Source organism: Spirosoma oryzicola (assembly GCF_021233055.1).
GTDB lineage: Bacteria > Bacteroidota > Bacteroidia > Cytophagales > Spirosomataceae > Spirosoma > Spirosoma oryzicola.
In genome coordinates, this window is record NZ_CP089538.1 from 2,667,014 (window position 1) to 2,686,383 (window position 19,370).

At 49.5% G+C, this 19,370-nt stretch carries 15 protein-coding genes; 12 read left to right on the forward strand and 3 right to left on the reverse strand.

All coding sequences use genetic code 11. The features are described from left to right. Window positions 1–125 precede the first annotated feature (125 nt). A complete protein-coding gene (locus tag LQ777_RS11305; protein ID WP_232562627.1) occupies window positions 126–3,047 on the forward strand; it encodes an Ig-like domain-containing protein in 2,922 nt (973 codons plus the stop codon). 545 nt (window positions 3,048–3,592) lie between these two features. Here LQ777_RS11305 and LQ777_RS11310 read toward each other — a convergent pair. Further along, complete coding sequence (locus LQ777_RS11310) at window positions 3,593–4,213, reverse strand: outer membrane beta-barrel protein (RefSeq protein WP_232562628.1); 621 nt, start codon at window positions 4,211–4,213, stop codon at window positions 3,593–3,595. Between the two features lie 476 nt (window positions 4,214–4,689). On the opposite strand from LQ777_RS11310, the gene LQ777_RS11315 reads away from it, so the two are divergent. The 5 genes from LQ777_RS11315 (at window position 4,690) to LQ777_RS11335 (ending at window position 8,013) form a co-directional block, all read left to right on the forward strand. Further along, on the forward strand, window positions 4,690–5,088 hold the full coding sequence (locus LQ777_RS11315; protein ID WP_232562629.1) for a hypothetical protein: 399 nt from the start codon (window positions 4,690–4,692) through the stop codon (window positions 5,086–5,088). A 347-nt stretch (window positions 5,089–5,435) separates the two neighbouring features. Next, entirely contained in the window at window positions 5,436–6,275 is an 840-nt protein-coding gene (locus tag LQ777_RS11320; RefSeq protein WP_232562630.1) for an alpha/beta fold hydrolase, read from the forward strand. Between the two features lie 3 nt (window positions 6,276–6,278). Next, window positions 6,279–6,767, forward strand: a complete 489-nt coding sequence (locus LQ777_RS11325) for an RNA polymerase sigma factor (protein ID WP_232562631.1) — start codon at window positions 6,279–6,281, stop codon at window positions 6,765–6,767. Beyond that, the gene (locus LQ777_RS11330; RefSeq protein ID WP_232562632.1) at window positions 6,764–7,351 is read left to right on the forward strand and encodes a hypothetical protein; all 588 of its coding nucleotides are present in this window, start codon (window positions 6,764–6,766) and stop codon (window positions 7,349–7,351) included. The genes LQ777_RS11325 and LQ777_RS11330 overlap by 4 nt, the downstream gene beginning before the upstream one ends. A 464-nt stretch (window positions 7,352–7,815) precedes the next feature. After that, the gene (locus LQ777_RS11335) at window positions 7,816–8,013 is read left to right on the forward strand and encodes a hypothetical protein (protein ID WP_232562633.1); all 198 of its coding nucleotides are present in this window, start codon (window positions 7,816–7,818) and stop codon (window positions 8,011–8,013) included. Between the two features lie 158 nt (window positions 8,014–8,171). On the opposite strand, the gene LQ777_RS11340 is transcribed toward LQ777_RS11335, so the two are convergent. Next, entirely contained in the window at window positions 8,172–8,882 is a 711-nt protein-coding gene (locus tag LQ777_RS11340; protein WP_232562634.1) for a hypothetical protein, read from the reverse strand. A 385-nt stretch (window positions 8,883–9,267) separates the two neighbouring features. On the opposite strand from LQ777_RS11340, the gene LQ777_RS11345 reads away from it, so the two are divergent. Together LQ777_RS11345 and LQ777_RS11350 are read left to right on the forward strand one after the other, a co-directional pair. Continuing rightward, complete coding sequence (locus tag LQ777_RS11345) at window positions 9,268–9,741, forward strand: hypothetical protein (RefSeq protein WP_232562635.1); 474 nt, start codon at window positions 9,268–9,270, stop codon at window positions 9,739–9,741. Between the two features lie 672 nt (window positions 9,742–10,413). Next, on the forward strand, window positions 10,414–11,997 hold the full coding sequence (locus LQ777_RS11350) for a carbohydrate-binding domain-containing protein (protein WP_232562636.1): 1,584 nt from the start codon (window positions 10,414–10,416) through the stop codon (window positions 11,995–11,997). Between the two features lie 92 nt (window positions 11,998–12,089). On the opposite strand, the gene LQ777_RS11355 is transcribed toward LQ777_RS11350, so the two are convergent. Beyond that, window positions 12,090–13,388, reverse strand: a complete 1,299-nt coding sequence (locus tag LQ777_RS11355) for an Hsp70 family protein (RefSeq protein WP_232562637.1) — start codon at window positions 13,386–13,388, stop codon at window positions 12,090–12,092. Between the two features lie 435 nt (window positions 13,389–13,823). On the opposite strand from LQ777_RS11355, the gene LQ777_RS11360 reads away from it, so the two are divergent. The 4 genes from LQ777_RS11360 (at window position 13,824) to LQ777_RS11375 (ending at window position 19,369) form a co-directional block, all read left to right on the forward strand. Further along, window positions 13,824–15,446, forward strand: a complete 1,623-nt coding sequence (locus LQ777_RS11360) for a hypothetical protein (RefSeq protein WP_232562638.1) — start codon at window positions 13,824–13,826, stop codon at window positions 15,444–15,446. A 143-nt stretch (window positions 15,447–15,589) separates the two neighbouring features. Beyond that, complete coding sequence (locus tag LQ777_RS11365; protein ID WP_232562639.1) at window positions 15,590–18,355, forward strand: alpha-L-rhamnosidase; 2,766 nt, start codon at window positions 15,590–15,592, stop codon at window positions 18,353–18,355. 59 nt (window positions 18,356–18,414) lie between these two features. Next, window positions 18,415–18,714, forward strand: coding sequence for a hypothetical protein (locus LQ777_RS11370; protein WP_232562640.1), 300 nt, complete (start codon window positions 18,415–18,417; stop codon window positions 18,712–18,714). Window positions 18,715–18,928: 214 nt separating this feature from the next. Continuing rightward, window positions 18,929–19,369, forward strand: a complete 441-nt coding sequence (locus LQ777_RS11375) for a response regulator (RefSeq protein ID WP_232562641.1) — start codon at window positions 18,929–18,931, stop codon at window positions 19,367–19,369. Window position 19,370 lies beyond the last annotated feature (1 nt).

Genomic DNA, 19,370 nt, shown 5'->3' on the forward strand with positions numbered 1-19,370 from the left:
TAGTATATTTGTATGTGTACGAGACGCCATTTTTTTAACCCTTTGGCGTAAAAGTATGTGAGTAAAATCTATAGGTTCTATCAATCAAATCAATTTAGTAATAGTCAAGACAACCAAGTACGTTTATGAGAAAAATTTCTACGTCTTATCTTTTTGCCAATCTGTGTCTGCTCATTAGTGGACTGGCATTAACCTTTTCCGCATACGCGCAGACTAATTATCCTGAAGGCAACGATTTTCCGGGCATTGCGGGCGCACCCATTTATACACTAAATCAGGCGGGCGACTATACCTTCTCGGGTACGGTTCAAACGCCAAATGACCAGCAGGATGCATTCAAGGTAGTTATACCAGTTGGCTTTAAGGTAACGAAAGCGGTCCTTCAGGCTTCTGGAGGGAACAGTCAGCAACAGCCAACCGGCTTTATTTCCTTTGCCGACAGCTACCCCGGCTACTCGGCGGCTACTTTTTCAAACAGCAGTGGCGTAAACGCCACCCGCACGGGGGACTTGGGACCCAATTCCGAGAGTAATCCCTACATTGGTCTTGCTTCAGTTGATTACAGTGTTGGAACAAGCTGGTCAATTCGGGTTACGGTAGTATCAACAGGTGGAGGAAGTACCTGTACCAATCCAACCCTACCCACTATTACCACCACACGAACCGCAATCTGTGCCGGAACCACCACCACCTTATCTATCCAGAGCGGAAGCTTAAACGACGCGACCAATTGGAAATGGTACGAGGGGAGCTGCGGAGGTACGCCGGTCGGTACTGGTTCGTCCATACAAGTGAGCCCTGGATCAACCACGACTTACTATGTACGGGGCGAAGGGGGCTGTGTAACCCCTGGTGCGTGCGCATCGCAACAAATCACAGTCAGTGCACCCTTCTTTGTTAGCCTGTCTAATAATGGCCCATTGACCTGTGCAAAGCAAAGCGTGTTGCTGTCCACGACCAACGCCCCTTCTGGCGCTAGCTATACCTACAGCAATGGAGCAGTCGCCAGCTCGGCCAGCAGTGCGACCGCCACGGTCGCCAACTCAGGGCTCTACAGTGTGACCGTTACCGTGCCCGGCGGCTGTTCCGCCACCGCCCAAACGAACGTGACCAGCAATACCGCCGTGCCCAGCGTAAGCATCATTCCGGCTTCCCAGACCATCTGCCAGGGCCAAACGGCGAGCTTTACGGCCCAGGGCGCTGATGCGTATCGCTGGAGTACAGGGGCAACGACCGCCAGCATCTCGGCCAACGTGGCTGGTAGCTACTCGGTGACGGGTACGGCCGGCAATGGCTGCTCGGCTACCGCCACGGCGACTTTAACGGTCAATGAAAAACCGCTGGCTCCCAGTGCTAACAATGTCAGCGTTTGTCAGAAAAGCACACCGGTTTCCCTGGTAGGAAGTGTCACCCAAGGCTCGAACCTGCGTTGGTACATCGCTTCTACGGGCGGCACAGGTTCGAGCGTAGCGCCAACTCCGCCAACCAACACCGTCGGATCGACGACCTATTACGTGAGTCAGGTCAACAGTAGCGGTTGTGAGAGTGATCGCACCCCTATTACCGTCACCGTAACCCCCTTGCCGAATCCTTCGATCGTAGGGCTAGCGGACAGCTACTGCCAGGGGACAACAGCGGTGACGCTACTGGGTTCACCCTCGGGTGGGGTTTTTAAGGTTGATGGCAGTACCGCTACGGTATTTAACCCCGCTAGTCTGTCTGTAGGGCAGCACACGGTGGTATATTCCTACACTAACAGCAGCGGCTGTAGCAACACGGCTTCGCAGAACGTCACCATCAATGCCTTGCCCGTCGTCTCGATAACAGGTCTGGCCAGCGCTTACTGCCAGGACGCCACCGCAGTCCCACTAGTTCCGCTGGGCTCGCCCGAAGGCGGTAGCTTTACTATCGATGCTTCGGCGGCCACGGTTTTCAATCCCGCCACGCTGGCGGTAGGTTCCCATACCGTGACCTACTCCTACACCGATGGCAACAGCTGCACCAATACCGTTACCCAGAACGTTACCGTCAAGGAAGTGCCCGCCACGCCCGTGCTGGTCACCCAGGCGGGCAACTCCTACCCGGCAGGCGTGAGTAACCTGACCATCAGCCAGAACGTGGGCTCGGTAATCCTGAGCGTCTCGGGTTGCTCGGGCGGCACCATCAACTGGAGCGGGGGCAGCGCCACCACGCTGGCCGTCTCGACCAGCAGCCAGGGTACCCAGTCCTTCACCGCCACCTGTACTCGCAACGGCTGCACCAGTCCTACCACGACGGCTACGGTCACGGTAGTCGCGCCAACGCTCAAAGTGCTTTCGCGCGATCCTGACAACGGCCAGCTGGGCAACAACACCATAAAGCCTTACCTGATCCTGCAAAACGCGGGTACCACACCGATCGCCTACAGCACCATCACACTTCGCTACTGGCTGACCACCGAGAATAATATTCCCCTACTGTTCCAGAAGAACTACGTCCAGATCGGTCAGGGCAACCTCAACCTGCGCTATGTACCACTCGATCCGGCTCGTCAGGGGGCTACGGGTTATATCGAGTACAGCTTTAGTGCGGGAGCGGGCAGTCTGGCCCCCAACGGCGATTCAGGTCCGCTGGAAGTACAGGCTAATAAGCAAGACTATAGCAGCTTTTTCCAGCCCGATGACTACTCCTACATCAATAATAGCAGCTTCACGCTTAACCCCCGCATCACGGCTTACCAGAACGGAGTAATCTTCTACGGCGTTGAGCCTACGGGCACGGGCAGTAGCCGCGAAGCAGCGCCGGAAGCGGGCTCGCTGCTCGTGGTAAAGGTGTTGGGTAACCCAGTGGTCGGTCAATCAGCGGAGGTCGAGATCAGTGGTGTGAGTGGTCAGGCCGTACAACTCAAGCTAGTAGATTTGCAAGGTAAAACGGTGCACGGTCAGAGCATCAAGGAGGCTGGCTCTGTTGAGCGGGTCAGCTTACCAGTAGGTAACGCTCAGGGTATACTGCTACTCGATGTGAGTACGGCGACCCAGCGCCAGCAGATCAAGCTGTTGCGGCCCTAATCAATTTACGAGTAACGAAATGCAAAAGCCCGGATCAGCGACGATCCGGGCTTTTCATAGCTTACGAAATAGCAAACAGTAGAAATCTTCTGTCATTGAGCCTTGATTGTGGCTCATGGTGTGGATAGTTCAAACCGCTCAGCTCAGCTTGAAGTTGAGTGGTTTTGTACCAGGAAATAGTATACTCGCAGCATGGTTAAAAGCTGGCGATTTTCGTTCGCTACATTACCCGGTCATTTTGACAACCTAATCAGTTCACCATTTATCTGTACATCAAAAAAGCCTCCGGGTGTCGGGGGCTTTCTTACTTTTTTAGGATGAGACTGCCAAATCAACTGTCACTCGTCGACTGGGCTTTCCGGAGCTGATCAACCTTTGAAACCGAGATTCGATCGCTTGCCGGACCTGGGACTCGGTCAGTCGAATTGGACGTGGCTCCAGGTAGGGGAGAGATAGGGCCGCAGGGGGGCTAGTACTGGTTGGTGTTCGGCTTTGCGAAAAGGCTGTGGTTTTAGTGGCAATTAAAACCGAAAAACAAGTATTCTTTATTGCCCAAAAAATAAGTCAAAGCCAATACCCAGTGAAAATGATTTCGATGTGTCTGTGTAGGTGCCTGGAGTGGGTTGATCCGCTTCGTAGGTACTCCGATAGCTATTGTAATTCAGGCCTGCGTTCAACGCTACGTTGCGAGTTACAAAATAGGCTACCCCAAGTGTAGGCACAATCAGGGAGTAGTGAGAACTGTTTTTAACCGTCTCTCTAGCGGAAGAAGTTTGTTTTGTGTTGGTAAGACTATAGGTATAGGACAGCCCAATATAGGGTTTAACCTTTGCCGACCCAACATAGTAGCGCACGAAGGGGCCTAGTCCGTAAGAGGTTGCGATGCTTTTTGCTGGTACAGGGGAAGTCCCATTTGAATTATACTCTGGATAGCGAACGGAAGCGTAGCTCAGCGGTACTCTTGCTCCAACGAGTAGGCCGTTGGCTACAAAATAACCAGCAGAAGGCGATAGACTAGCCGAAAAATTTCGCTGTCCGTATTGACCGGAATACGTGAAATCGCCAATTTGGGTGCCAGCCATCCAGCGACCTTTTTCAGTTTGTGCCTGAGCGGATGAAATGAGAACGCCCATCCATACGAATAACAATAACGCTACCTTTTTCATACAATGCGTGGATTAAATAACTGTATTATATACTATGACAAGTAAAATGGTTATTTAAAACAAATCTACTACTCCTTTAAGAATTTTTATGATAAGTTACGCCGCTAAAAGCCGTTGCAGCTCACTGGTCAAATGCGGTTTACTTCGGTGGGTGAGCTGCTCAGCTTGTCTTTATGAGCCGGGTCTTCGGCGTAGTGCTTAATGGTCCATCTGCGAAACGCTCGTTTAGCAGTCAGTGCAGACATCGAATTCTCAGGCTTGATCGTCAACCTGCATCATTTGTGCACCGTTGGACTAATCACTCAGCCCGTCTGCTCGTCATTGGTGCAGGGTGTTCCGTCACACTCTAGGTGTCGAGCAGATGCTAGCCAAGCATACACTTTATGGCGAGACGGTACGATATAACCGCTTGCTAAAGAGATTCATATGAGCCACCTCTTTGGGATTACCTTGCCGGAAACGTAATCGATAATTGCATGGCCTTTACCCAAATTGAAATCGAAAGCTATACCGTTGCGGTATACCGGGATTCAAGTACCCGTTTTGAAATTAAGCTGACCAGCAAAGCGCTTCAGCACGGCATCCGCTATCAGGCCCGGCTCCTGTTTGAAGATCCTGTCTCCAAGAATAAAGGGTACATTCAAAATGTGGATGGGCTTAATTTCGACCCCAGAACCTTGTTCGTCAACTATGATATGGCGGCCTTTGTAGGTTTCTATCAGGTGCTTAGTACCGAAAGCCCCGTTTTTTATTTTATTGCCTACGAGGATAAAGTGACGAACAACACAAGCGTAGCTCCGTTAAACAGCCGTCTGATTATTCAGACCCAACTCAAAACTAATTCTGAAGTGCCCGGCGATTTTGAGAATAAATAAGCTGCTGTTGCCGCGCAAACTTTGGCTTCTGATTGTCTCACGTTGAAACGAAATACGATTCAACGTGAGACAATCAGAAGTTTTTTTTACTCCAGCTTTTCGGAGCTTTCTATAACCGAACTTGACACCTCTTTTCAAATTAGCCCGCGGGCTATGACCGAGGCTGCCTTTCGTAATGACTATCGGAAAGCAGAATGGTAAATGAATCGCTCTTCAGTCAGTAACGGCTTGCCAAACCTCAGTTCTATCGCTTCTAGATTTAACAGACACACTAAATTTTTAAGGTATCTTTAGCAGAGGTGTAACAAATAGACCGGTCATGTATCAAAAGGTAAAAAACTGCTATCATGAGAATTGTCCGGCTCGTCTTACTCGTTACCTCACTACTCTTTTCACTTCGTACCCAAGCTCAGCAAACAGCTTTTACCGTAAAAGTCACTGGCCAGGGGGAGCCGGTACTCTTGTTGCCTGGATTCGCCTGTACCGCAGACGTGTGGCAGGAAACTGTTGCGGCTATTTCGGCGAACCATGAATGCCATGCGTTTACGTTCGCCGGGTTTGGGGATGTTCCACCGATCGGTTTTCCCTGGCTACCTACCATTAAGGAACAATTGATTGACTACGTTAAAAAGAAAAACCTAAAGCAAGCGACCATCATTGGGCACAGTTTGGGAGGAACATTAGGCATGTGGTTAGTGACTTCCGAACCGACTCTGTTTAAGAAACTAATTGCGGTCGATGCCTTACCCTGCACAGGTGCCTTACTGATGCCTACTTTTAAGGCAAGCCAGATGGTGTACGATAATCCTTACAGTAAACAACAACTGGCTATGGATAGCGTACATTTTCACCAGATGGCTCGACAGATGGCTTCCGGGATGAGTCTGAACCAAACGAAGCATGGTCAACTCGTTGACTGGATGATGAAGGCTGACCGAAAAACGTACGTGTATGGCTACATTGATTTATTGAGGTTAGACTTGCGGGACGATTTAGCGAACACAACCGTGCCCATAGTCGTTCTGGCCGCTACGCATCCCAATCGGCAACAGGTTGAAACGACCTGGAATCAACAGCTGGCGAAGCTAAAAGAAAAGCGGATCTATTACGCTGATCAGTCCGCTCACTTTATCATGTATGACCAGCCAGCGTGGTTTATCGCTAAAATTCGGGAGAACCTCCAATAACCAATGCCGCTACAAAAGGAGGAGTTCACCCAAATCTACAGCACCCATTTTACGAAGGTATTGCGTCTCTGTAAGGGTTACGTAAACGGGGATCAGGCCATCGCTACCGATCTGGCGCAAGAAGTGTTTATGAAAGTGTGGCAACATCGGGCTGAATTCAGAGCGGATGCTTCTGTCAGCACATGGATCTACAAGATAGCGGTTAATACCTGCCTGCTACAGCTTCGAAAGGCGGCTGTTAATAAAGAAATTCGAACGGATATCCTGCCTGATCGGGCCGACGAAAGTGATACGCTAGCGACGGAAGAACGATTTCAGCAAATGTATGCGGGTATCTACCAACTCGACAGCACTGCCCGCTTAATTATCCTGCTGGTACTGGACGGACTGGCTTACGAAGAAATTGCGAGTATCGTCGGGATTTCGGAAAGTCTGTTACGCGTGAAAATTCACCGAATCAAAAAACGATTAGCGAAACTGATACAGTTATGACCGACTTTGAGCGTATTCAATCCCTTTGGAACCAGCAGCCAGACGCAAGTCAATCCGAGACAGCTATGACCATTATGACGCGAGCCGAAACGGACAGTAAACGGTTACTTGCTACTCACCGCGGTACAATGGTCACTCTTTCGGCTACCGTACTCATACTGGCTGGCTACTTTTGGACTTACGGGACGACTAGCAATCGGACGGTTTTAGTGGGTAGTCTGCTCATGGTCGTTTCCCTGTTGTTGCGCATCGGTGTGGAATACGTCAGCTATCGCCGGTTCGCCCGTATAAAACTAAACACCGATTTGCGGACCTGTCTGGAGCAAATCAGCGCCTTTCATCGGGTAAGGCAACAGATTCAGTTCGTGGTGACGCCCCTGAGTTTTGGAAGTTATGTGTGGGGATTTATCTTGCTTTTGCCGTACATCAAAGCGGGGGTAAGCGAAGGATTCTATTTGTACATCATCTTTTCCGGCACCCTCTTTCTGCTACTCATCGGCGTTGTCATATACCGGCAAATTCGCGGTGAGATGCGCTTGCTGGCTCAGCTTAAAGCGAGTTATGCAACGCTGCTGGAAAATTGAACAGTGATCCCAAAACGGAATGATCCTGGTTCAGGCTGTCGCGCCTGGATGTGATTTGTGTTTCTTTATTGTGCCCGAGCGAAATTCCCTGGTAGACAGCTAAACGTAACTGTCTACCAGGGAATTTCGCTCTTAGATAGCTTTGATCATAAAGTTGGGCCGTACATAAGTAGAGGTTATCATACGCAAGTCAACCAAACTTAATCGTATTGGAAACAATCAAAACGTATTTTTGCGGTGTACTACTGATTAAAAGCGTGTTTTCTTCGTCAATAGGCGTCCTGACTTCTCCTGAGTGGCCTTCCTGTTTGCAAAGTCTGATTCACTCATACCGCCTAAAGTCAAAACGTACAGAAAATAGCTTTTCAACATGAATCCTGTAGTCTAAGCAGCCAACTTAGTAACTAAACAGAACGTTGCTACGAATAGCATCATGAAATACTTCAAAGCACTAAAATCAACGTATGATAGCCGAGCATAAACAAGCCCTCGCCATGCTAGCCAGCCAATTACTCAACATTGACGATGATCTGGAGCGTCTGGTGAGTGATATTGAAGAGGAGAGCGACCCTGCGGATACGGAAGCGGTCTGGGAACAGATTCGGGTAGTTGTATCGGCACTAGCTGTGGCCCGGACCAATCTGGAGGAGCTATTGGAATGAACAGGAATGGTAATCAGGTGGCTTGATCGAGCGGAAAGGCAACGAGAAGCCGACAGCGAATCAGGCTCCTGGTAAGACGTGAATACGAACGGCGCAACCGGTCTCGACCAGCAACTGCATGGAATTGCAGCCGTAAGTAGCGCCGTATAAAATAGTCTTTACGGCTGTCCGTGATTAATGGGCTGCCCCGCTTTTTCGACCTGGAGGGTTTGCGTGACTGTTTCGCGTTCCACGGGGTACAAGTCGTTTTCTTTTTTGCTCAAATTAAGCTTATTCAGCAGATTCTGTATTCGTGAGGGATCGTAGCCCGCCAGGTAAGCCAGGAGTGATACGGATACCGAAAATCGAAGATAGGACGAAGCGGTTATACCCGAAAAGCCACCCGCGTTACCTGGGTCGTTGGCAGACGTAAAATCGGTTAAGTACGATCCCGCGATAAAGATCATAAAGGTAACAAAGCCCCGAAGCAGCGAGACCAGCGGGTTTTCGGTCATGTACAGGTAGCTTTGAAAATCTTCGGAACTAGAGCTGATTTTCGACGGCTGTACGAGCGAAAACTTATTACTAGCCGCCAAATTACTGGCAATACCTCCCAAGGCTCCCGCCAGAGAAGCCAGCAGCGCCACGTTGATAGGCGTAAAACTTACGGCATATAACGTCAGGTAGTGGAAGCTTACTGTATCGGCGGGCGCAACGCAGGGACGGTAATCGTTGGCGTCCAGACTCAGACCCAGAATAAACAGCAGCAACCAGATCAAAAATAACCCCGTGCCCAGCAGGGTCTTGACGAGCTTCTGGCCAACCGATAACGGGCGGAACTCCGCGCTATTCTCAGCCGGAGCCGGAATTCGATTTGCTGACGATTCCATAGTACCTAGTGGCTAAGAGGATTAAGCCAATGACCTTCTGTTAGTCGTGCCCTTACCGGAAATAGGTATCAAACGAAGCTAAAAATAGCTAGTCCAACGGGGGATTCGGCAACTGGGCATCATTATCGGTTGATGAATTACTAGTAGCGGCATTCGAAAGAGGGGACGACAGTTATGAGACGGGTCGTTACTTAGTCACCTACTGTGCTGTTGGCTTTGAGAAACCGACAACACAGTCGCACAGAAACCGAAGACCTCACCCAGCAAGCTGGGGCTGAACCTGATAAACCCGTCGAACGCATTCAGTAAGGCGATAGTTGTTGAACGGCTTTCTTAACAAAAGGAAAAGTTGGGTCGTTTTTAGTAGTGGTTCATAGACAGAGAAATGAAACGAAGCCATCAACTACCTTGTCGCGTCAGTTCGGTACGAACCGCTGTTTTTGCGGTAATCTTTCTTCTTTCAGGAGCGTATGGCTTTTCGCAAAAAGTCGCTATTTATTCGTACGGTAAGCCGGGCACAAAAGACTATGAGGAGATTGCATTCTGGGTTAGAAGCAACAATCGGGCTGAGATCAATTACGTATTTGGCGAAAACAGGCGTCCTTCACCATTGAGATATGCTGGTAAGGACGTGCTCAACGGCGAAAAAGGATTCAAAGTGCAGTTTACCAACAAGCATGTTTTGTACGTGATCCCGAAGGAACAATCGCTTAAAATCTCAGACCTGTCTGGAAATTATCGAAAGAATTTTACCTGGAAATACGAAGGCCCGGTTGCTGGCATCGGTACATTCTGCGAACCGTGTGCCGACGATGAGAAAGAAGCTATGCAACTAATTCGATTGTATTACATGAAGTAAAGGCATTTTCTCGTTGAACCGGCATCTTTAGTTAACTCTTTCGGCACGCTTAACCGTCTCATAATCCGGCTGTTTCTGAGCAAACGTTTATTTTCAGACGAAGAATTGTTTACGTATATGGTAAATAGTTAGGGTAGGTGACTCAATGAGTAATTCTACTACCGTTAACACAATATAGGCTCTTTGTTAAATCGGTGTATTGGTTAGTTTTCGTACATTCAGATAATATTAAGCCTGTACCTCTGTGGATTATAAGGGATTTACAATTAGATCTAGAACCGTTTTAACCGGTGATATTGACAACGATTATTATGTGGTAGACGGTGAAACCCAGGCCTATGAGGTCATCGAGCCAAAATCGGGATACATACTCAGCATCTTTTCTACGGCAGAACTCGCGAAAAAAGCCATTGACAAAAATGGCGAACGGTGGCTCAAGGCATAAGTGATAAGTAGCCGCAAAACTGTGTTGTACTGAAGCAGTTGGTCTTGCTAGTACTACTCAAACAGAATCTCCGCTTACGTTACTGCGCAATCGAGGCAACACCTGACTGGCACAGGTCGATTAACCGGCAAAAGTGGTTGGTTAACCGCAAACGATGGTAGCTGAGCAACATCTGCCGTCGACGCTGCGTATTCGTCAATACACCAATATTGACACCAAGCCAAGTGATGAAACGCAGTGAAGTTCTGATACAACGGTTAACCAATCTTCTCAATCGAGCCGTTCGAAGCCGCTTTGCCAGCGGGAGCCTGATTGCCATCCTAATTCTGGGCGCATTAATTGCCTGCTCGAAAAGCGAGGATGCCGTAACCCCAGGCGGCACAACGACAACGGAAAACGCTGTCGCTATCGATAGCATAACCACTACTTCTACCACGAAAGAAGGGAATACAGGCACCGCAGCCAATGCCGATGACATATTGGCTAACTCCACCTTTTCTTCTACGGTGACAGTTGGTTTTGGTAGCTCCGTTACGATCACAAACCCACTAGCCGCGAGTGGCGTAACGATAACCGAAAGCAATGGTGATGTCGTTATTAATGCTACCGCTACGGGTGTGGAATATATCCTGTCGGGAACGACGACAAATGGATCGGTGAAGATATACAGCGACAAAAAGTTTAAACTCACCTTAAACGGGGTTAACATCACCAACGCCGATGGACCCGCCATCAACATTCAGTCAAGCAAACGCGCTTTCGTGGTGTTGACCGACAACACAACTAACTCTCTAACCGACGGGACGACGTATACGGCCAGCGGAACGGAAGACATGAAGGCCACGCTGTTTAGCGAAGGCCAGTTGATCGTCAGCGGCAAGGGCAGCCTGAGCGTAAAAGGAAACTACAAACATGCCATTTGCAGCGATGATTACGTGCGCGTGATGGGCGGGACGATTACCGTAACGGGGGCGGTTTCAGACGGTATTCACAGCAATGATGCGTTTATTGCGGATGGCGGTACGCTGAACATTACAACGTCGGGAGATGGTATTCAATGCGAACAAGGCTACATTGTCATCAACAGCGGTACCTTTACAATCAACGTGGTCGATAAAGGAATCTCTGCCAACTACGACGTCGACACGACGATTGACCCGTACGTAACCATCAACGGGGGAACGATCACGGTCAATTCGACGGCGGGCGAGGGTATTGAAAGTAAAAGTATACTGACCATCAACGATGGAATCATCACCGCGAAAACAAAGGACGATGGCTTGAATGCAGGGACGTTTATCTACATCAACGGAGGAACCGTCTATGCCTATAGCACTTCCAACGACGCTATTGATTCCAACGGTAAAATTACGGTCACGGGTGGTAAAGTAATTGCTGTTGGTTCGACCGCGCCCGAGGAAGGCTTCGACTGTGATCGAAACACGTTTAAAATAACGGGGGGTGTTCTTGTCGGCATTGCCGGGGCTACCAGTACGCCAACGGCTACGGTGAGCACGCAGCCTTCCGTCATTTTGGGCGGGAGCTCGGCTAACCAGTTGATTCATATTCGGTCGAATGAAGGTACCGAAGCGCTAACGTTTCTGATTCCCCGGACCTACGCAACTATGTTGTTTTCGAGCCCCAAGTTGAAAACGGGTCAGACGTATACGGTATACACGGGAGGAAGTGTGTCGAACGGGACCAGTCTCAATGGCTTGTATACGAGCGGTACGTATAGCATAGGTTCACAATCGTCTACCTTTACAACCAGCAGCATGGTTACCAGAGTAGGGGGCAGCACCGGACCCTAGCCGATGCGCCATACACCGCTCAAGTCAGCTCGTATAAAAAGGCCAAACCCTTTCCAATACAAAAGGGGTTTGGCCTTTTTATACGAGCTTTCTTATACGTTGACGCTATTCGTTTCAACAGGGCGGGTCGAGTGCTGGCCAAATTTGTACTGGCTGTCGTAAGCCAGACCAAGACCAACGCTGGAAAGCTTGTTTTCCTCGGCGATGGTCGCGTTGGGAAAGAGTCGCTTGAACTCGTTTTTCACCGAGTGGACTTCGGTTGAGCCACCAGTAAGAATGACCAGTTCAATAGCATGTTGTTTAACCCCAGCTTCCTGAAGGCACTGTCTGGCCGAAGCGGCTATTTTCTGGACTTCTTCGTGGATGGCTTCGTCAAAAAGTGTCCGTTTGACGGGGATAGAGAAGCCGCTCTCAATGAAATCAAGCGGAGCGTCGTGCTCTTCCTGAGCCGTAAGGGCAATTTTCGTTCCTTCGGCAGCGGCCAGGAGCGTATGCCCCGTTTCGTGTTCAAGTACGTGCAACAGCCGTCCGTAGCGCTTTTTATCGTGCGATTGGTGGAGCAGCTGCCGGGTTTGCATAATCGTCTTTGGGGTGTACAGAAAGTTAACCTTACTCCATTCGGCCAAATCGTGATACGGCTTCAGGGGCACTTCCAGCTGTTTAGCACCGTACGTAGTCCGGTAGCCAAGTTCGGGCATAATAGCCGCCAGACTCAACTCTTTATCAAAATCGTTGCCGCCAATGCGAACCCCGGTATTGGCCAGAATATCGGACATGCGATCCGGTTTGTGAATGAATTGATTCGAGAGCCTGATGACCGTAAAGTCAGAGGTACCTCCGCCCAGATCGACAACAATCGCCAGTTTTTCGCCCGTAAGATTTACTTCGTGGGCAAAGGCCGCTGCAATGGGTTCGAACTGAAAGTCAATATTTTTGAACCCGATGCGTTGGGCAATCGCTTTTAATTCAGCCTGCGCGCGCGTGTCGGCTTCCGGGTCGTTGTCGACAAAATGAACGGGTCGCCCCATCACGACATTTTCGATTTCCTGACCCGCAACCGCATCGGCTTTGTCTTTTAAGTCCTTTAAGAAAGAGGTGATGATCGTCGCGAAGTTCATCGTCGCGCCGTTGACGACGGTCCCGTTCTTCATGAGCGAGGTTCCCAGAACGCGCTTCAGACTCCGCATAAAGCGTCCATCCTGACGATCAAGAAATAAATGAATCGCTGTTCGGCCATAGAACGGTTTGTTATCGACGCGCCGAAAGAAAATTGCGCTGGGAATGGTAACGTGCGTCTGCTCGACTGGCACCAGACTAACGTGACCGTCTTTGTTAAGGGCGACACTTGAATTTGATGTGCCAAAATCGATTCCGCAGGAAAGTGCTGTCATTCCGGTCTGGGATTGTGATCATGCACAGGTCTGTCGGTTTGGGTTAACGGACGATGCGATGCATGATTTTAGTTAAAAAGGCCGCAAATGTACAACGAAAAAGGGTTACTATGGAAAAGCCTTTTAAAAATAGTATTAATACAAATTCAGGGGCCATTGCCTCATTTATAGGTGTTTGAACCAACGAATGAAGATTCGGCGATGTAATTTGCTTAGATCTTAAACGGAGGAGTCGCTGGGAATACGAGTCTTTGGCTTCGCTAATCAAGAGGATGGGTCTTATTCATCGCTTGTTGATCGTACTCTATAGTATAGCTTTAAATGATAAATAAGTATCGCCAGGCGAATAGAAGTTGCGAAATCAAAGTGCAGTCTTCTAGATCCTATTTTTTTAGCACTTTTCCTCTTTCGACGCAACGTGTACCAAAACACACCATGGTAAAGCATCAGGAAGATAGTCAGTTATTGGCTGCTGCCATATTCTTGCTTTTTTCGCTTAGTATCATCGCGGGCCTGTTTTTTCGGGAACCGTGGCTTTGGATGGACGAGGTACTTAGTTACGTACTTATTTCCGACCCATCGCCCACGCATCTGAACCAGGCGGTAGTGAGCAACATGGATGCCAACCCACCGCTCTTCCCGAATCTTTACTGGCTGGTTGGACACATGATCAGCTTGAAACCGATTTTTTTTCGGTCATTTTCGGTAATTCTGTTTACAAGTACATTAGCGTTGTTTTTCTGGTATACAACCCGGCTGATCGGCAATGCAGTCACCAATTTTGTGCTGATCTCGGCAATGGTGTACCTTACCTATCAGAACTTCGAACACGCCACCCAGATTCGTTCCTACGCGCTTCTGCTGCCAATCAGCTACGTGTACTTTATTGTTTTACAGCAGCTTATCAATCGACCTACTGATACGTGGCTACTGGCTCTGCACACGGTCATAGGCTTACTGATGGCGTTTTGTCACAACTACGGGTTATTCTACCTGGCGGCCTCCGGAGCCTTTTTTGGGGTGTTGCTGATTTGGTCCAAAGAAAAAAGCTACCTGCCAATCTTTGCTACCTACGCGCTGATTGGACTGGTCTGGCTGGTCGTTTGGTATCCCAGCTTTACAATTCAGTCCGACGCGGGCAAGCCACATTCCTGGATTCCCCTGCCAACGGTTAAATCGTTCTTCACCGGGGTTGGCGACCTGATTCCCAGCGTATCGGATAAGCTCGAATGGCAATCCTCGTTCTGGTGGCTGGCGATCCTGCGCGTTAGTCTGGTAATCGGGTTGTTTGTGTACCTGGCTGTACCGAAGCTGAAACTGGGTTTCGATGCCATGCGCCGGGACAAAGCCTTTCAGTTTTTTCTGTTGTCAGGAAGTATCTATCTGGGGATACTCGTCATCGCCTTGGTTATTTCGTTTACCTATACGTCTGTTTTTCTGCGCCGATACATGTGGCCGAGCCAGCTTTTGATCATGTTCGAACTGGTTTATGCCTATTATCAGTTCGTTGGTGAGCGACGGGTAATGCCTCAGTTTGCCCGGCTGCTACCCATCTATGCGTTCGTATTAGGCGGGGCAATCTTTTACAAGGTCTGGAAAATGCAAACGTCTTTTCAAAGCCGTATCCTGACGTATCTACCTCAATTGAGTGCTCAGTATCCGGTATTTGTCGAGCGGGCCGATTATTTCTTGCCGATCTGGTTTCACAATCAACATCCTAATGTGTCGTTTCTGCTGGATTGGCGAAACGCTGACCGACCGGGGAATATTAAAAGTGCGACGGTAGACTATAAAATCCTGAAATCACTAAAAGACAATTATAACGTGAGCGGTATTATACCTGTAGACCGCTTCAATGCTACCAACTATCCGCACTTCTATGTCGTTGATGAACAGGCTGTCTATCAGATTGAGGATTACATCAAAAGCGGACAAGTGAAAGTAATTAGTCAGCGACCTGTGTCTATTGCAGGCGTCCGGTTATTGGAATGTTCATTCGTGAGCCAGGATAGCCTGCCAGCGGGATCAGCAAAACACCTGATAAGTTTCAATAAATAGTCAATAACAACCCGCTTTAAACGGGGAGCTGTTCTAGCGCTCTGCCTGCGGATGCCTGTAAACTTTTCCCATAGCCGGTGGTAAACCTGACGCGATTTTACCTTTTATTGCCAGGTAATCCTCAGACTGTAATTAAAGTATCCATGATCAGGCAAACGTCGGTAGCAGGTTCAGTAGCCAGTTTTGTTCAGACAAGTATCAGTATAGCGTGTGTTATTGGGGGAATGACCGTTCCCGCGTCTGGACAACAAATCGCCGATCCCATTGCCAGGCCGACTGATCTCCACTGCGAATACCTGACGAATCCACTGGGTGTTGATGCCGCCCGTCCGCGCTTATCGTGGCGGCTGGCTGATGGCCGGCGAGGGGCGCGTCAGACCGCCTATCAACTGTACGTTGGCACCGATTCGCTGGCTGTGAGCCAAGGGAAAGCGGATCAGTGGAATACAGATAAGATTACCGCTGCACAGACCTTATTGACGTACGCCGGAAAGCCGCTGAAACCTTTTACCAAGTATTACTGGCGGGTCGATACCTGGGACAAGGATGGAAAGAAAAACCAGGCCGCCGTGCTAAGCCGTTTCGAAACGGGGATGATGAGCGACAGAAACTGGCAGGGGGCGTGGATCAGTGACAGCCGTGACGTAGCCACAAAGCCCGCTCCGTATTTTCGCAAGGCTTTCCAGACGACAAAAAAAGTACGCAGCGCCCGGGCTTACATCGCCGTTGCGGGCTTGTATGAGCTGTATATCAATGGTCAGAAAATAGGCAATCATCGCCTTGATCCGATGTATACCCGCTTCGACCGGCGGACGCTGTATGTAACGCACGACGTAACGGCGCAGCTGCAATCGGGTAAAAACGCAATTGGCGTGTTGTTGGGCAACGGTTGGTACAACCATCAGTCAACGGCGGTGTGGTATTTTCACGAAGCGCCCTGGCGTAACCGTCCGGCTTTTTGCCTGGACCTGCGCATCACCTACGACGACGGCTCTGTTGAAACCATACGCTCGGATAAGGATTGGAAAACGGCTTTAAGCCCGCTGGTATTTAACAGCATTTATACTGCCGAGCACTATGACGCACGCCAGGAGCAAGCCAACTGGAACAAGGCCGATTTCGATGATGCCAAGTGGAAAGAGGTGATTTACCGGGCAACGCCGTCCGAAAATATCGTCGCGCAGGTTATGCATCCCATCCGGGCGGTGGAGCAGATTTCCGCAAAATCGGTCAAGAAACTAAACGATACTACTTACGTTTTTGACCTCGGAAGAAATATTTCCGGGGTTAGCCAGATCAACGTAAAGGGAAACGCTGGAACGACATTGCGCCTGAAACACGGCGAACGTTTATACGATAACGGACACGTTGATTTGTCCAACATTGACGTTCACTACCGACCCACGGACAAAAGCGATCCGTTTCAAACCGACATTTTCATTCTGGGTGGGCGAGGAGAGGAAACGTTTATGCCCCGCTTCAACTACAAAGGTTTTCAGTACGTAGAGGTCACCAGTAGCAAACCCGTTGAACTGACGCAGGCCAGCCTAACGGGCCATTTCATGCACAGCGATGTGCCGCCCGTGGGCCGTGTCCAGACATCCAATCCGACGATTGATAAGATCTGGCAGGCAACGAACAACGCGTATTTATCGAACCTGTTTGGTTATCCCACGGACTGCCCCCAGCGGGAAAAAAACGGCTGGACGGGCGATGCGCACATTGCCGTTGAAACGGGGCTATACAATTTTGACGGAATTACTGTCTACGAAAAATGGCTGGCTGACCACCGCGACGAACAACAGCCGAATGGGGTCCTGCCCTCCATTATTCCGACGAGCGGCTGGGGCTACGAGTGGGGAAATGGCCCCGACTGGACAAGTACTATTGCCATTATCCCCTGGAACATCTACCTTTTTTACGGCGATACAAAATTGTTAGCAGACTGCTACGACAACATCAAGCGCTACGTCGATCACATCAATGAACAAAGCCCGTCGGGACTGACAAGCTGGGGACTTGGTGACTGGGTACCCGTCAAGTCAAAATCGCCGGTCGAGTTGACCTCGTCAGCGTATTACTTTACCGACGTGTCTATTCTGGCTAAAGCGGCCAAGGTGCTTGGTAAACAGGCTGATCACGCCTACTATACAGCTTTGGCGTCCAAAATAAAGGCGGCTGTTAACAGCAAGTACCTGAATAAGGAAACGGGAGTTTATGGCAACGGACTACAAACTGAACTGAGCGTACCGCTTATGTGGGGACTGGTTCCCGAGGAACTTAAAGCAAAGGTTGCGGCCAATTTAGCTAAACGCGTTGAGGCTGATAACAATCACCTGGATGTGGGTCTACTGGGGACTAAGGCTATCCTAAACGCACTCAGCGAAAACGGTTACGGTGATGTCGCCTACAAGATGGCTTCGCAGGAAACGTTTCCTTCCTGGGGCTGGTGGATTGTAAACGGAGCCACGACGCTTTACGAGAACTGGCCGATTGACGCGAAAAGCGATATTTCGATGAACCACATTATGTTCGGTGAGATTGGGGCCTGGCTTTACAAAGCCCTGGGCGGCATCAAGCCCGATCCTGAGCAACCTGGTTTTAAGAATGTACTCCTCCAGCCCATTTTCGTTAGCGGACTGAACCGGGCCGATGTTACGCACAATGGACCTTATGGAGCCATTCGTTCGGCCTGGCAGCGAAATGCGGACGGACTAGCGTACGACGTAACCGTGCCGCCAAACTCGACCGCAACGCTTGTCCTGCCGCTGGCCAACGGCGCGAACGTCTACGAAAACAATAAACCTTTAACGGTCAGTTCGCCGGAGATTCATTTGCTGGAAAGTACTACGCGCCAATCCGGGCAGTATCGCTTACAGGCGGGTACCTATCGGTTTACAATTAAATAGCTGACGAGTGAACACTAGCGGAAAAACTCGGTTAAGAACGTAACCTAGTTTTAAGTATCATGTGGTGGAAAAAGGTAAAATCGTACGACAAACAAATACTCAGAAACGCTAATCTGGACCCTATCCCTTACGCCAAAGACCGCCTGAAGGTCGAGTTCGCAAAAGCGCTACTGGAGCCGTTGCCCGTTTCGCAAACCGACTTGGGGGATTCGGTTGAATTTCAGGCAGAAGCTATTTTGTTGTCTGTTCCGCAATGGCAGGCTATCAAAACGCAACTGGAAGAAGTCTCAGGGCTGGCTACCAAGGAACAGCAAGCCGTAATCGGGCGGATCATTGCGACAGTTGAAGAAGCCGTGTAAGCTCAGCAGTAACAAGGAAAGACAACGCTCTGGGAGCGATGGTCTGTCTTATCCATTAATTTACAAGAACTGAATACACAAGAAGTGCCATTTTTGTACTTTTGCAGTACCTACTCAGTCTAATCATTAAAAACAGCACGTCAGGTTTCGTTGATCCTGCGCCAGTTTGTTAACGGACAAATTGCTCGGGAACGCTTCGTGTTATGCAACAAGCATGGCTTACCAATTTCCTATCTTACTCGTCGACGACGACCCTGCTGTTGCTGAGATACTACAGATTGCGGCTACAAGTAGCTTTCCTGAAGCGACATTTATGCCTGTCGGTAGCTTCGAAAATGCGGTCAGCTACCTCGAAAATCTAGAAGGAAAAGGGCCGAAGCTAGTCTTGCTGGATGTTAATCTACATAGCCACGGCGAGGGGCTGGGGTTTTTATCCTTATTACGCGAACACCCTCAGGGACGTTTAGTGCCGGTGGTTATGCTTTCGGCCACCGAATCACCAGATCAAATTCGGCAGGCATACGAATTAGGAGCCGCTTCATTTACGGCTAAGCCATACAGCTATGCGGACTGGAAAGAGTACATGAGCCAGTTAAAAATGTACTGGTATAATACGGTGAGCTTACCCGGAATCTGGTTTGAAAAAGAAGTTTAGC